Raw genomic sequence first — 13,270 nt, 5'->3', positions numbered from 1 at the left:
CAGTGATCGAACTTCACGTCGAGCCGGAGTTGCTGGAGAAGGCGTCGCGGGTGTGCGACGACCTGCGGGACGACCTGCGGCGCGGTGTGTCCGACGTCGGAGACGAGACGCGGGCCGCGGTTGCCGGTCTGCCCGGCTGGCAGACCCGGGCGGCGCTGGAGCAGCTGCGCTGGTCGTGGTCGGACGACCTGGCCGGGTTGGACCGCCATCTGTCCCAGGTCGGCGACGCTCTGCAGGGCTGCGCGATGGACTACCGCTACAGCGACGAGGCCAGCGCCGCCCGCTTCGACATCCCCGAGCGGTGACCGCGCGGTGGTGACGTACGCGGACCTGCGCGAGGCGCGCGTCGCCCCGCTGCGGGACGCCGCGCAGGCCTGGACGGACCTGTCGCGGGCCTGCGCGGAGCTGGAGGCGCGGTGCGGCGCCGAGCTGACCCGGCCGCTGCGCGGCTCGGGCTGGCAGGGCTCGGCGGCCAGCGCGGCGTTGGCCCGGATGGACGAGCTCGATGACGAGTTCGAGGTGGCGAGCCTGCAGACCCGGACCGCCGCGAGCGTGTTGCGGGAAGCGGCGGAGGAGTTCGGCGACCTGCAGCGGCGGTTGGAGTCGGCCGTCGGCGCCGCCCGATCCCTCGGACTGAGCGTGGACGAGGCCGGGCGGGTGTCCGCGCCGGCGATGGCGGCAGGGGACAGGCACGACCCGGACGCGGAGACGCTCCACCGTCGACATGTCCGGAACGCCGCGATCCACACCGACCTGATCACGCGGATCGTCGCCGAGGCCACCGAGGCCGACAGCCGGATCGCCCGCGCCCTGACCCAGTTGAAGGCCGGCGCTCCGGGGCAGTTCGCCTGGGAGTACGACAGGGCCAACGACGGCGCACTGGCCGCCGCCGCGGCGCTCGAGCTGAGCGAGGAGAGCATCCCCGCGCCGGGCAGCAGCCCCGCCGACGTGCACGCCTGGTGGAGCGGCCTGTCCGACGACGAGCGGCAGGTCTACCTCACCGCCTACCCGGAGCGGATAGGCGCACTCGACGGGCTGCCCGCCACGGACCGCGACGCGGCGAACCAACTGGCGCTGCGTACGTTCGTCGGTGACGACGCGGGCCGGCACCGCGACCGGGACGACCCGCGGCACGCCGCCGCGCTCATGCTGCTGGACAAGCTGGAAGGCGCGGAGAACGCGGCGCCGCACGAACGGCTCTACCTGCTGTCGTTCGATCCGGCGGGTGACGGGAAGGCGGCGGTCGCGATCGGCAACCCGGACACCGCCGCCCACACCGCGGTCCTCGTGCCCGGGGTCGGCACCGAACTCGACGACATCCGTGGCCTGATCGGTCGGGCCGACGACCTGCGGGAGGCCTCGGTCGAGCTTGCTCCCGCCGGCAGCGACGTATCCGTCGTGGCCTGGCTCGGCTACGACACCCCGTCGCTCGACCTCGACATCGTCAGCGCCGTGTTCGGCGCCAAGTCCGAGGCCGGCGCCCGCGCGCTCGACGGCTTCGTCGACGGGCTCCGCGCCTCCCACGACGACGGTCCCTCCCACCTCACCGCCATCGGCCACAGCTACGGCTCGACCGTCCTCGGCGAGGCCGCCAGCAACGGCGACGGCCTCGCCGTCGACGACATGATCGCCGTCGGCAGTCCCGGCATGCGCGTCGAGACCGCCAGCGAGTTCAACATCGACCCGAGACACGTGTGGGCGGGCGCCGCGGCCGACGACACCGTCGTCGCGCGACCGGAGGAGACGATCGGCTGGCTCGACAACGTGCCCGTCGTCGGGGAGTGGGCGGTCGACGGCCTCGTCGGCATCCACGGCCCCGCCCCGCACGACCCGGAGTTCGGCGGCAACGTCCTGCACGTCGACACGTCCGGCCACAGCGGATACTGGGCGCAGAACAGTCAGATGCTGCGCTCCCAGGCGGCCGTCATCGTCGGCGACTACGAGGCCGCCGCACTCGACCACGGAAGAGCGCCATGACCCCGCCGCACCGCACGCCCTGGTGGCGGGCGGTGGCGCTGGCGGCCGTGCTGGTGCCGTCCACCGCCTGCGCCGGCGGTGACTCCGGCTCCTCCTCAGGAAGGAACGAACCGTTGCAGACCAAGGCAGCCGCCGAGGTGAGCACCCTGGCCGAGGCTCGCGCCCGGGCCGTCGCCACCACCGCCGGCGTCACGCTCGACGCCTGGCGGACCAACACCTCGCCCTGCCAGGGCCAGCGGGGCGAGATCGCCGACGACGGACGGTGGACGTTGAGCGGCTTCGCCGGACTTGCGGTCCCGCCCGCCGACCAGATCGCCACGCTGCGGCGCATCCGGGACATGTGGCGGCAGCAGGGCTACGAGATCACCGAGGACCGCACCTTCGCCGACGGTACCCGGGGTGCCGTGTCGATGCGTGACCCCGGCACCGGGATCACGATCAGCCTCACGACCACCGCGAGCCGGGACCGCGTCGCCCTGATCCTGGCCAGTGGCTGCTACCGGCCCGCAGCCGGGGAGGACCCGGCCAACGCCTAGCTCACCGGTTGGTCAGCCGTCCCCACGGGTCGCGGGGGCGGGCCGACCGCCCCTGCGCGGCGCGAGCGAACGCCCGGACGGGTCCGGTCTCGGCGCGGGCGCGCCGGACGGGGTGGCCGGGCATCATCGACCCCGAGGTCGGCGAAGCCGCTGATGCTGCCGCTCGGTCGCCATCACGTGACGACCCACCCGCCGGGCCCCCGTTCGTCGCGTGTATTAGGCGAGGCTAACCTGGCCGTTGATCGCTGGGAGGGCGCAGCTCGTGCACACATCCACGTTCGTCCAGGTCGTCGCCGACACCAGGCGGGCCCTGACACCCACCTGGGCCGACGCCCCCGACCAGCACGCCGGGGCCTGACGCTCATGGCAGTCGACGAGCTCAGCGGTACGACGGTGCTGCGCCGCGCCCTGCGCCGCCAGCGCGGCCGCGTGGTGGCCGGCACCGCACTGCTCTGCACCCACCAGGCCACCGAGGCCCTCGTCCCGGTCGCGATCGGCGTGATCATCGACCGCGCGGTCGCCACCGGGGACGTACGGGCGCTGCTGCTCTCCCTCGCCGGTCTCGCCGCGCTCTTCACCGTCCTCGCCTTCGCCTACCGCACCGGCGCCCGCCTGGGGTACGCCGCCCTGGAGCAGGAAGCCCACCTCCTGCGCGTCGAGATCGCCCGCAGCGCCCTCGACCCGCGCGGCAACCGCTCCGGCATGCGCGACGGCGAGCTGCTGTCCGTCACCGCCTCCGACGCCGAGTTGACCGCGCTCGTCGTACGGGTCGCGGGGCTCTGCGCCGCCGCGCTCACCGCCATCGTGGTCGCGGCCGTCGCGCTGCTCGTCGTCGACGTCCCGCTCGGGCTGGGCGTGCTCGTCGGCGTGCCGCTTGTGGTCGTCGCCCTGCAACGGATGGCGCCGCTGCTCAGCCGGCGCAGCGCCGCACAGCAGGAGGCCCTCGCCGCCACGACCTCGCTCGCCGTCGACCTCGTCACCGGCCTGCGCGTGCTGCGCGGCATCGGCGCGCAGGACCACGCCGCCCGCCGGTACGCGGCCGCCAGCCGCCACGCCCTCGACGTCACCCTGCGGGCCGCCACCACCAAGGGTCTGCACCTCGGGCTCACCACCACAGTCAACGGCCTCTTCCTCGCGGCGGTCGCCGGGGTCGCCGGCTGGCTCGCGATCCAGGGCCGGCTCACCGTCGGTGAACTCGTCGCCGTCGTCGGGCTGGCCCAGTTCGTCGCCGAGCCCGTGCAGACGCTGGGCTGGTCCGTGCAACTGTTCGCCATGGCCCGCGCCAGCGCCGGGCGGGTCGCCCGGGTCCTCGGCGCCGAGCCGCTCACCTGGCCGGGTACCGCCGGACCACCCGCCCCGGCCGCGGCGCGGCTCACCCTCGACGCGGTCGGGTACGCCGGACTCGACGGGCTGTGCCTGCGGGTCGGCGCCGGTGAGGTCCTGGGTGTGCTCGCCCACGACCCGAGCGAGGCCGAGGCGCTGGTGACGCTGCTGTCCGGCCGCGTGCTCCGGGAGGACTACCGGGGCACGCTGTACGTCGACGGCGTGCCCGCCGAGGACCTGCACGTCGACGCCGTGCGCGGCATCCTCCTGGTCGAGCAGCACGACGTGGCGTTGTTCGAGGGGACGCTGCGCGCCAACCTCGCCGCCGGCGCCGACGCCGACGAGGCGGTCCTGCGCGCCGCCGTACGCGCCGCGGCGGCCGAGGACGTGCTCGCCGCGCACCCGCACGGCCTCGACCGGCTGCTCACCGAGCGGGGCGCCAACCTCTCCGGCGGGCAGCGGCAGCGGATCGGGCTGGCCAGGGCGCTCGTCGCCGACCCGCCGGTGCTGGTGCTGCACAACCCCACCACGGCGGTCGACGCGGTGACCGAGGCGCTGCTCGCCGAGGGGCTGACCTCGGCCCGCGCGGCGGCGGCCCGCGGCACGGTGCTGATCACCAACAGCCCGGTCCTGCTGCGCAGCACGCACCGGGTGGTCGTGATCGACCGCGGGCGGGTCGCCGCCGAGGGACCGCACGAGCACCTGCTTGCCAGCGACGCCCGCTACCGGGAGGAGGTCCTGCGATGACCGACGAGCCGAGCACGCCCGACGTGCGGACCAGGCGGCTGCTGCCCACGGCCACCGCGCGGCAGACCTGGGCCGCCCTCCGGGTCGAGTTCGCCCGGCTGCCCGGGCTCAGCGCCGCCGCCGGCACGTTGCTGGTCGCCGCGGCGGCGACCGGGCTGGTCGCCCCCTGGGTGCTCGGCCGCCTCGTCGACGACGTCATCGCCGGGTCCGACACGCCCCGCGTCGTGGCCTGGGCGGGGGTGATCGCGGGCGCCGCGGTGCTCGCCGGCGTCCTCACCGCGGTCGGCGCCGCGCTCACGGCCCGCCTCGGCGAGACCGTGCTGGCGCGGCTGCGGGAGCGGGTCCTCGACCGCGCCCTGCACCTGCCGTCGGCCACGCTGGAGCGCGCCGGCACCGGGGACCTGGTGGCCCGCGCCGGCGACGACGTGGCCGTGGTGACGAACGTGATCGCCACCAGCGGACCCGCCTTCCTCGGCGCGCTGCTGTCCATCGTGCTGACCGCGGCGGGGCTCTTCGCCCTCGACTGGCGGCTCGGCCTCGCCGGGCTGGCCGCCGCCCCCGCCTACGCGTTGGCGCTGTACTGGTACCTGAAGCGCTCCGTCCCGTACTACGCGCGCGAGCGGGTGGCGACCGGCGAGCGGGCACAGGCCATGGCGGGGGCGCTGCGCGGCGCGGCGACCGTGCGCGCGTACCGGATGGAGGACGCGCACGTCGGTCGGATCGCCGATCGCTCCGCCACGGCCCGCGACCTGTCGCTGGAGATCTTCAGCCTGCACACCCGGTTCGGGCTGCGGATCAACCGGTCCGAGTTCGTGGGGCTCGCCGCCGTACTGCTCGCCGGCTTCCTGCTGGTCCGCGACGACCTGGCCACCGTGGGGGCGGCGACGACCGCGGCCCTCTACTTCCACCGCCTGTTCAACCCGATCGGCCTGCTGCTGTTCCAGTCGGACTCCGTGCTCCAGGCCGGGGCGAGCCTCGCCCGGCTCGTCGGCGTCACCACCCTGCCCGACACCGCTGCGCCCGACGGCTCCGCGCCCGCCCGTGCGGAACGGCCCGGGACGGGCGCGCTCGGACCCGCGGCGCTGGAGGTGCTCGTCGACCGGCACTGCTACGACGACGGACCCGTCGTGCTGCGGGACGTCGCCCTCCGTCTCGCACCCGGGGAACGCGTCGCCCTCGTCGGCGCGAGCGGCGCGGGCAAGAGCACACTCGCCGGCATCGCCGCCGGAATCATCGCGCCCACCAGCGGCGCGGTCCGCCTGCGCGGCGTGCCGCTGACCGACCTGGACGAGCACCGCATCCGGCGCGAGATCGCGCTGATCAGCCAGGAGGTCCACGTCTTCGCCGGGACGCTCGGCGAGGACCTGCGCCTCGCCGACCCCGACGCGACCGACGCCGAGGTGGCCGCCGCCCTCGACCTCGTCGGCGTCACCGACTGGTTGCGCACGCTGCCGGACGGGCTCGACACGTGCGTGGGGGAGGGCGGGCGGCAGCTCACCGCCGCCCAGGCCCAGCAGCTCGCCCTGGCCCGCCTCGTCCTCGCCGACCCCGCCGTCGCGATCCTCGACGAGGCCACCGCGGAGGCCGGCAGCGCGGGCGCGCGTGACCTCGACCGCGCCGCCACGGCGGCCACCGAGGGCCGTACGACGCTGATCGTCGCCCACCGCCTCAGCCAGGCGGCCACCGCCGACCGTGTCGTCGTCATGGAGCACGGGCGCGTCGTCGAGCACGGTACGCACGAGCAGTTGCTGGCGGCCGGGGGCGGCTACGCCCGGCTGTGGCGTTCCTGGAGCACGCCCGACGTCGTGGTCCCGAAGGAGCGCGGGAGCGACGAGTTCGCCGCCGCGCATCCTCGACCGTCGGGCGTGTCGCCGGGTTAGGGCACGACGCGCCGTCACGCCGACTGCCGCGCCGGCCGGGCCCGCACCAGGCCCCGCGCCGCCGCAGCCGACGCCGCAGACCGCTGCCACCCGGGAACCGTCACGGCGCGTGAACGTCCCGTCAGAGCAGCCGTTTCAGGGCCTGGGTCAGTCCGACTCCCTTGGCGTGGGTGAGCAGCCGCCTGCCGGGTTCCCGGTCCCCCCATGTCTTGACGCCCTTGCCATGGGTGCCGTACTCGGAGTGCCGCTTCTCGAAGTCCATCGCCCGTACGTCGCCGTCACCGAGGTCGGCGATGGAGTGGCTGTGGGTGCCGAAGTAGGTCGAACGGTTGTTCTCGGTGCGCAGGTTCTCCTCCTCCCACAGCACGACCTTCTTCAGGCTCCCGTCGGGCAGCAAGACCACCCAGCTCTGCTCGTGGGTGGTCTCCTGATGCGTGGTGTTCCGGTGCCTCGTGTTGCGCTCGATGTGCTGGTTGCGCCTGTCGAGCACCCAGTGGGGGCCGACGACGTCGACCCGTTGGATGACCGCGACCCTTTCGGGCCTGTGCTGGACCTTCGTGAACATGTTGAACAAGCCGTGTCTGACCTCCACCCGCTTCGTCACGGTCTGGTACTCGGTCCTGGTGTAGGAGATGCCGCTCTCCGTCGGCTTGCGGGTCTCCCTGGCGACGCGCCTGGCGTAGGCGCGGATGCGGGCCCAGTCGAGGGTGCTGGCCTCGTACGCGGACTTGTCGGGCATGGGTCTCCTCTCAGAAGTGGGCGCCGCCGAGCGCGACGAGGCCACCCCACAGCCGGGGGGTCAGCCGTCGGTCGGGTTTCTCGGCGAGCCAGCCGAGTTTGGCGTCGCGCAGCGCCCGCACCGGGTCGGTGCCGTCGCCCATGTGCTTCCAGAACCGCTGCATGACCTGCGACGTGCTCTCGTCGTCGATCTCGTGGAGGCTGCCGACGACCGTGGTGGCGCCGCGGGCGAACAGGGCGAGCGGGAAACCCGCCAGCTCGACGCCACCGCGCAGCCGGACGCTGGAGTGGCAGGAGGCGAGCACACACAACTGGGGAAAGGACAGTGCCATGGCCTCGGCGGCGGTGAGCTCGGTCCCGTCGGGCAGGATCTTGCTCTGCCCCCACCCGTCGGTCACGTCGTCCGTACCGTGCACGGCCAGCGCGAGCATGCGGTACCCGGTGGTCTCGCCCGAGCCCAGCGTGCTCACCAGCACCGCACGGGAGGTCACTTCGAACAGCGGCGGCAGGTAGCTCTCCAGCGAGCGGAACTCCGGCTCGGTGTGGGTCAGTCTGTCCAGGTCGTAGACGGCGATGGACGGCTGCACCGCAGGCACCACGGCCCGCCTCAGCAGGTGCGTCATGGTGGTGAGCGAGGCGTGCACGCTGACGACCGCGGCGTCGACGAGCTGGCGGGAACCGTCGAGCGGCAAGACGTCGAAGGCGATGTCGAACAGCCCGGTCGGCACGATCATGAGGCGTACGGGGGCACTGCCGGCGGTCAGCCCCAGCAGCGGCTCCGGCAGCAGGATCCGGGTCAACCGTGCCAGGACCAACCAGTAGCCCGGCTGGTCGGGGGTCATCCGCGCCGGCGAGAACGGCAGCGGCACCGCGTCGGTGTGCTCGTGGACAATTCCGTCGCCGTCGCGCCAGGTGAGTCTCCGGTAGAGCACGCGCGGCGAAGTCCCGCCGCCCAGCGCGGACACCTCCGACGCCAGCAGTTGCAGCACCGCGCTCACGTCGTGCTGTGGGCAGAGTTCCAGGACGCTCCGGGCGTCGATGTCGGGCAGACCCCGTCCGTCGGCCAGGGCGCTCAGCACCCCGAGGATGCGGTCGGCCTGGCTGACCGAGCGGCGTCTCGTCTCCGCGATGGCGTCTGCGGTGCGGCTGAGCACCCGCGACTCGGACGCGGGCGGGATCTCGGTCTCGGGCAGCGCGGGCCGGGCCGCGTTGGCGGCGATGACCGACTCGGCGGCACGGCGTACCGCGTCGGTGACGGCCGGGCTGCGGGCCAGGTCGCTGATCAGGGCGCCGACGCGGTCGCGGCGTACCGCCTCCATGATCCTGTCCATCGCCGTCGCGTCACCCAGGCGCACGGCCAGGTCGGCGGCCTCCCGGAACAGCCCGCCGAACTGCTGGCCTAGCGCGGCCCGCTCGGCGAGGTCGGACACCCCGATGAACAGTTCGGCGACACACCGTACGGCCGCCAGGAGGCGCCGCAGCGTCGTGGCGGGCACCTCGTCGGGTTCCGTCCGGCCGCTGAGGCTGCACGCCAGCGCCGCGGTCCACCAGCTCCTGGCGGCCTTCTCCATGTCCACGACCACGCCGTCGAACTCCAGGTCGGCGCATGACGCCAAGGCAGCCGTCTCCGCGTCGGCGTAGGCCCGCGCCGTGCCCTCCGCGGTGTCGGCGTCCTCGGCGACCCGCCGGTGCCAGCACGTTAGGGCGTAGTTGAGCACGCCCCGGTGCCGGGGCGTCGCCCGCTCGGACAGCTCGGTGAGCCGGTCGAACACCCGGGTGTCGCCCGGAGCGCACCACTCGGCAGCGGCGACCGCCGCGTTGACCATGAGGCCCGCCCGCACCCCGGTCGCCCCCGCGGCCAGGGCGAGGTCGGCGGCGCGCAGTGGGTCGCCCGCGGTGGGGTGGCAGGCCAACAGCCGCGCCCGTGTGAACCGCACCGCCGCCAGTCCGTTGCGGCCGTCTCCGGAGTACGCCGATTCGGCCACGTCCAGCCACGCCGAGGCCAGCTCCCACCGCTCGACGCTCAGCTGTGACCGCGTCTTCCAGAGCTGGACCGCGCAGTCGTAGGCGGAGTTGCCCACCGCTATCCGGCGTGACCGCAGGCCACGGCGGCGCAACTCGGGCACCAGGGCGCCGACGGAGGCCGGCGTCGGCTCGCCCTCGAGCCCGACGCCCTGCAGGCTGACGACGAGCCGCGCCCGCAGCAGCTCGTACGCGCGAGAGTGGTCGTGCAGGTGCGCGGCGTTGTAGGCCGCCTGGGCGAGCCACGCCCGATGGGCCCGGTTGAGGCCGCTCTGTTCCGCCCAGGACCGCAGCCTGGCCTCGACCGCCCGGAAGCCGTCCCGGTCCCCGATGTGCCTGGCGAGCCCCCCGCGATGCGACAACGCCTCGGCGAGCAGCGACGGCCGGACGGGAACCAGGCTCTCGGCCAGCGGTGTCATCCGGTCGATGGCGTCGCGCCACAGCTCGATGTCGCCGAGCGACGCCGCGACCATGCCCATGTCCTTGAAGGCCCGGCAGGCGAGCACCGCGCGGACCACCATGGGTGACTCCGCGACGGCGTCCGGCGCCGCCGCCCACGGGCCCGGGGTCGGGTCGGCCGGTCCCTCCGTCAGGGACGCGGCCTCGGTCGTCGCGGCCAGCGACTCCGACCAGCGGTGTGCCTGTCGCAGGGCCCGGCTGAGGTGGCCGAGCGACCACGCGAGCAGCAGCGGGTCGCCCTCCTCCCGGGCCAGGGCGACCGCCTCGGCGCACTCGTCGGCCCGGTGGTCGATGTCGGCGTTCGCAACGGCGGAGTCGAGCCGGATCTGCGGCTGCCACGTGCGGAAGACCAGGGCGACGATCCGTTGGCTGCGTTGTGTCCGGTCGGTGGGGGCCGCCACCGAGCCGGCGAGGGCGGCCGCCGCGGTACGGACCTCCGACACCGGCGGACGACCCGGTGGACGGCCCGGGCCGCCCGACTCGGCCATCGTCGGATCGGCGGCCAGGCAGACCTGGGCGAGCGTGGACGATCTGGTCGGTCCCCCGGGGAGGGCCAGCACGTCCACGACGAACGCGGCCCAGTCAGGCGTCGAGGCGCTAGTCACCTGCCCGCACCACCAACAGGTCGACGGCCAGCCCGGCGACCACGTCCGGCTCGTCGGCGGGAAGGGCGATGCGGCAGGTGAGATCGACCGGCCAGAAGCCGTCCGCGGGCGGTTCGCCGGCCGGGGCGAGGGCGCCCTCGGCCCTCCACGAGCCGTGGTGGGCGACCACGACCAGGCCGGTGCCCGCCGGTGGCCGGTCGGGCAGGGAGAGCACGACCCGCAGTTCGGCGCGGTCCTGGTCGATCACGAGCGCGACATCCGGCCACGGATCCAGTCCGGCTCGTCGCCTGCCCACCGCGGCGGTGAAGAACTCGGCGTTCTCCACGTTGCGGACGATCCGCCGTCGGGTGCCGGCCGAGCGGACGGTCGCGGGGCTCAGCGCCAGCGTCCACGACGCCAGCACCTCCCGGGTGCCGGCGGCGAACGCGCGCTCGGCCTCGGCCCGGGCCAGCACCTCGGTGAGCCGGCCCTCCACGTCGAGCCGGGCGCGCAACGCCTCGATCGCCGCGTCGTCGGCGGCCCGCACCGCCGCCTCCGCTTCGTCGTTCCATTCGTCGTTGTGGTGGTCGAACACGGTTGTCTCCTTACGAGAGCAGGATCAGAGCAGGTCGTCCGCGATGAGCAGCGCTTTGAGCCGCTTGCGGGCGTGACGGAGGTTGGAGCGCACCGTCTCCGCCACGGAACCGGTCGCCTCGGCGATCTCCGCGTTCGACAGACCCGCGTAGTGCAGGGCGACGACGACCCGTTGGGCGGCGGGCAGACGGTCGACGGCCTCCAGGATCCGGCGCTCCCGCTGGCCGATGTCCGAACCGTCCACCCCGGGCAGCCTGGCCCCGACCGCGTCGAGCGACACGGTGCGGCCCGCCGAGCGCAGGCTGCTGCGGTAGCCGTTCACCACCGAGCGGTACGCGTAGGGCGCCGGGTCCTCGATGCTTCCCCATCGCGCGTAGAGCCGCGTCAGCACATCGCCGACGACGTCCTCGGCCTCGGCTTCGGTGGCACCGAGCCGCATGACCGTGTAGACCAGCCTCGGGTATTCGGCGCGGAAGAACTCCGCGAAGTCCGTACGCTCATCGTCTCTTTCCTCCATCAGCTGCGCACTGCCCTCTCCGTCGTCGGGCGTGGTGTCCGGAGCGGCGGGAGCGAGCTCCGCGAAGCCCGCCTCCGCCAGCACCGCGGCCGCCGGGTCGTGCCTGCCGGAGAGCAGGTACGCCCCGGCCAAACCGGCGGCCACCGCCCCGCCGGCTCCGGTCAGCCACAGTGAGCTGGTGGCCGCGTACAACCCGGCGAGCCCGACCAGAGCCACGTTGAAGATCCCGACCGCCCCGACCACATCGGACCGCCGCGACCGCGGCGCCTCCTCGACAGCCATGTCGCCTCCCGCCTTCTGCTTCAGCTCCGGACACGAACATCACGCGCCGGACCCCGGAAGCGTGCAAACACGATTTCCGGCCACGGCAGGTCGGGAAGCAATCCCGTCCCACGGCGACCGGTGTGGGACAGCCACCGATCAACCGGCCGTCCGCCGGTTTGCCGGACGAAAGTGGCAGGGCAGCGATCAGGGCGAGGGCTGCCCGCTCGGCGTCGCCTGTCGGCTGCGGGCAGGATGGGCAGGTGGACACCGAGCCGATCGACGCCGCCCCCGGACAGGCGTTCCCGCGGGCGATCCTGCGGCAACGCTGGGACGATCTCACGTTCCTGCACTGGGCGGTGGCGCCGGAGCGCGTCGCGCCGCTGCTGCCCGCCGGGACGCGTCCCGACACGCTCGACGGGGTCAGCTACGTCGGGCTGATCGGCTTCCGCATGGTGGGGCTGGGCTTCGGCCGGGGGCCGGGGATCCCGTACTTCGGCAGCTTCTGGGAGACCAACGTCCGGCTCTACTCGGTGGACGACACCGGCCGGCGGGCCGTGGTGTTCCGTTCGCTCGACGCGTCGCGGCTGGTCCCGGTGCTGGTCGCCCGGGTGACCCTGGGGCTGCCGTACATGTGGTCGGCGATGCGGCTGGACCGGGACGGCGACCGCTACACCTACCGGTGCCGGCGCCGCTGGCCCGGCCCGGTGGGCGCGGCGAGCCGCATGGTGGTGCGGGTGGGGGAGCCGGTCGCCGAGCCGACCCCGCTGGAGCACTTCGTCACCGCCCGCTGGGGGCTGCACACCCGGGCGTACGGGCGGACGTTGCACCTGCCGAACTGGCATCCCCGCTGGCCGCTGCACCGGGCGGAGCTGTTGCACCTGGACGACGAACTGGTCGCCGCCGCCGGGCTGCCGCCGCCCGCCGGGGCGCCGGTGAGCGTGCTGTATTCCCCCGGCGTCCCGGTCCGGTTCGGCCCGCCGGTCGCGCGGGGCCGGACCCGCGCTGCCCAAGTCAGGCAGTCATCCTGAACCGCTGACCTTCGGCTGCTGATGGTCGGTCAGCCGGAACCCGACGCCGCGCACCGCGTCGATGGCCACCCCGGTGCCGAGTTCGTGGAGCTTGCGACGCAGCCGCTTGACCAGGGACTGCACGTCCGCCCTGCGTTCCCGTCCCTCGTCACGCCAGACCGAGCGGTGCAGCTCGGCGTAGCTCCACACCCGGATCGGCTCGGTGGTCAGGCAGGCCAGCAGGTCGTGCTCGAGGCGCGTCAGACCGATCTCGCGGCCCCGGCTGCGGGCCGTCGACCGGGCCGAGTCGATCAGCAGCGCGTCGTCGTCGGCGCTCGGCGGACGCGCGGACGGTGTCGGGGCGGGCCCCGACGGGACCGCGATCAGCCGGCGCAGCTCGTCGAGGTCGGCGACCAGCAGCAGCGGCGCGACCCCGTCCAGCCGTTCCGCGAGTCGTATCCGCTCGGCCGCCGACGGCGTCACCGCGATCACCAGCGGAAATGGTTCGTCGGCCGGATCTGGTCCGCCCGACGCAGTGCTTTCGTCGCGTGCCCCCACAGCACCCACCCGGAAACTATGGACAGCCTCTGCCCATCTTCGTCAGGACCATGACAATCATTGG

11 protein-coding genes are annotated in these 13,270 nt (G+C 74.2%); 6 read left to right on the top strand and 5 right to left on the bottom strand.

Features of this window, described 5'->3' with window-relative positions; translation table 11 throughout:
• The first annotated feature begins 2 nt into the window (after positions 1–2).
• The 5 genes from ACGFNF_RS05375 (at position 3) to ACGFNF_RS05355 (ending at position 6,463) form a co-directional block, all read left to right on the top strand.
• Entirely contained in the window at positions 3–305 is a 303-nt protein-coding gene (locus tag ACGFNF_RS05375) for a type VII secretion target (RefSeq protein ID WP_357578547.1), read from the top strand.
• 7 nt (positions 306–312) lie between these two features.
• A complete protein-coding gene (locus ACGFNF_RS05370; RefSeq protein ID WP_393165934.1) occupies positions 313–1,977 on the top strand; it encodes an alpha/beta hydrolase in 1,665 nt (554 codons plus the stop codon).
• Positions 1,974–2,513 (top strand): hypothetical protein, encoded by a 540-nt coding sequence (locus ACGFNF_RS05365; protein WP_393165933.1) that lies wholly within the window; start codon positions 1,974–1,976, stop codon positions 2,511–2,513. Before ACGFNF_RS05370 ends, ACGFNF_RS05365 begins: the two co-directional genes overlap by 4 nt.
• A gap of 363 nt (positions 2,514–2,876) precedes the next feature.
• Positions 2,877–4,583: an ABC transporter transmembrane domain-containing protein gene (locus tag ACGFNF_RS05360; protein WP_393165930.1), complete on the top strand. Its 1,707-nt coding sequence runs from the start codon at positions 2,877–2,879 to the stop codon at positions 4,581–4,583.
• Positions 4,580–6,463, top strand: a complete 1,884-nt coding sequence (locus ACGFNF_RS05355) for an ABC transporter ATP-binding protein (protein WP_357578551.1) — start codon at positions 4,580–4,582, stop codon at positions 6,461–6,463. The genes ACGFNF_RS05360 and ACGFNF_RS05355 overlap by 4 nt, the downstream gene beginning before the upstream one ends.
• 121 nt (positions 6,464–6,584) lie before the next feature.
• Here the strand turns inward: ACGFNF_RS05355 and ACGFNF_RS05350 are convergent, their stop codons facing one another.
• The 4 genes from ACGFNF_RS05350 to ACGFNF_RS05335 are packed head-to-tail and all read right to left on the bottom strand — an operon-like array spanning position 6,585 to position 11,659.
• Positions 6,585–7,202, bottom strand: coding sequence for a hypothetical protein (locus ACGFNF_RS05350; RefSeq protein ID WP_393165928.1), 618 nt, complete (start codon positions 7,200–7,202; stop codon positions 6,585–6,587).
• Between the two features lie 10 nt (positions 7,203–7,212).
• Positions 7,213–10,287 (bottom strand): CHAT domain-containing protein, encoded by a 3,075-nt coding sequence (locus ACGFNF_RS05345; RefSeq protein ID WP_393165926.1) that lies wholly within the window; start codon positions 10,285–10,287, stop codon positions 7,213–7,215.
• The gene (locus ACGFNF_RS05340) at positions 10,280–10,861 is read right to left on the bottom strand and encodes a hypothetical protein (protein ID WP_357578554.1); all 582 of its coding nucleotides are present in this window, start codon (positions 10,859–10,861) and stop codon (positions 10,280–10,282) included. Before ACGFNF_RS05340 ends, ACGFNF_RS05345 begins: the two co-directional genes overlap by 8 nt.
• 24 nt (positions 10,862–10,885) lie before the next feature.
• A complete protein-coding gene (locus ACGFNF_RS05335) occupies positions 10,886–11,659 on the bottom strand; it encodes a sigma-70 family RNA polymerase sigma factor (protein ID WP_357578555.1) in 774 nt (257 codons plus the stop codon).
• A 242-nt stretch (positions 11,660–11,901) separates the two neighbouring features.
• Between ACGFNF_RS05335 and ACGFNF_RS05330 the strand changes: the two genes are divergently transcribed.
• Positions 11,902–12,669: a YqjF family protein gene (locus tag ACGFNF_RS05330; RefSeq protein ID WP_393165924.1), complete on the top strand. Its 768-nt coding sequence runs from the start codon at positions 11,902–11,904 to the stop codon at positions 12,667–12,669.
• Here the strand turns inward: ACGFNF_RS05330 and ACGFNF_RS05325 are convergent.
• Positions 12,661–13,140 carry a winged helix-turn-helix domain-containing protein gene (locus tag ACGFNF_RS05325; protein ID WP_393165922.1) on the bottom strand — a complete coding sequence of 160 codons (480 nt, stop codon included), beginning with the start codon at positions 13,138–13,140 and terminating at the stop codon, positions 12,661–12,663. The two genes, ACGFNF_RS05330 and ACGFNF_RS05325, sit on opposite strands and share 9 nt — an antisense overlap.
• Positions 13,141–13,270 lie beyond the last annotated feature (130 nt).

The organism is Micromonospora sp. NPDC048868 (genome assembly GCF_043198195.1).
GTDB lineage: Bacteria > Actinomycetota > Actinomycetes > Mycobacteriales > Micromonosporaceae > Micromonospora > Micromonospora reichwaldensis.
Note: the sequence above shows the minus strand (reverse complement) of the source record. Positions and strands in the feature narration are given on the sequence as shown.

What these genes read in the sequence shown, in the direction of transcription:
- ACGFNF_RS05365 (WP_393165933.1), top strand. Translation starts at nt 1,974, where the DNA reads ATGACCCCGCCGCACCGCACGCCCTGGTGGCGGGCGGTGGCGCTGGCG.
- ACGFNF_RS05335 (WP_357578555.1), bottom strand. Translation starts at nt 11,659, where the DNA reads ATGGCTGTCGAGGAGGCGCCGCGGTCGCGGCGGTCCGATGTGGTCGGG.
- ACGFNF_RS05355 (WP_357578551.1), top strand. Translation starts at nt 4,580, where the DNA reads ATGACCGACGAGCCGAGCACGCCCGACGTGCGGACCAGGCGGCTGCTG.
- ACGFNF_RS05350 (WP_393165928.1), bottom strand. Translation starts at nt 7,202, where the DNA reads ATGCCCGACAAGTCCGCGTACGAGGCCAGCACCCTCGACTGGGCCCGC.
- ACGFNF_RS05360 (WP_393165930.1), top strand. Translation starts at nt 2,877, where the DNA reads ATGGCAGTCGACGAGCTCAGCGGTACGACGGTGCTGCGCCGCGCCCTG.